Origin of the sequence: Stenotrophomonas sp. SAM-B, assembly GCF_013387485.1 — a bacterium.
In the GTDB taxonomy this organism is placed as follows: Bacteria; Pseudomonadota; Gammaproteobacteria; order Xanthomonadales; family Xanthomonadaceae; genus Stenotrophomonas; species Stenotrophomonas maltophilia_AA.
In genome coordinates, this window is record NZ_JABBXB010000052.1 from 1 (window position 1) to 428 (window position 428).

Sequence of the window (428 nt, forward strand, 5' to 3'; positions counted from 1 at the left end):
AGCAGTAGGGAATCTTTCACAATGGGCGAAAGCCTGATGGAGCAACGCCGCGTGCAGGATGACGGCCTTCGGGTTGTAAACTGCTTTTATATGCGAGAAATATGATGGTAACATATGAATAAGGACCGGCTAACTACGTGCCAGCAGCCGCGGTCATACGTAGGGTCCAAGCATTATCCGGATTGACTGGGTGTAAAGAGTTGCGTAGGTGGCAGGGTAAGTAGATAGTGAAATCTGGTGGCTCAACCATTCAGACTATTATCTAAACTGCTCCGCTCGAGAGCGTTAGGGGTAGCTGGAATTTCTAGTGTAGGAGTGAAATCCGTAGATATTAGAAAGAACACCGATAGCGTAGGCAGGCTACTGGGACGTTTCTGACACTAAGGCACGAAAGCGTGGGGAGCAAACGGGATTAGATACCCGGGTAG

The 428-nt window shown here is 49.3% G+C and carries 1 rRNA gene; it reads left to right on the forward strand.

Annotated elements, in window-relative coordinates:
• Positions 1 to 428 (forward strand): 16S ribosomal RNA (locus tag HH110_RS19195); the annotation flags it as partial.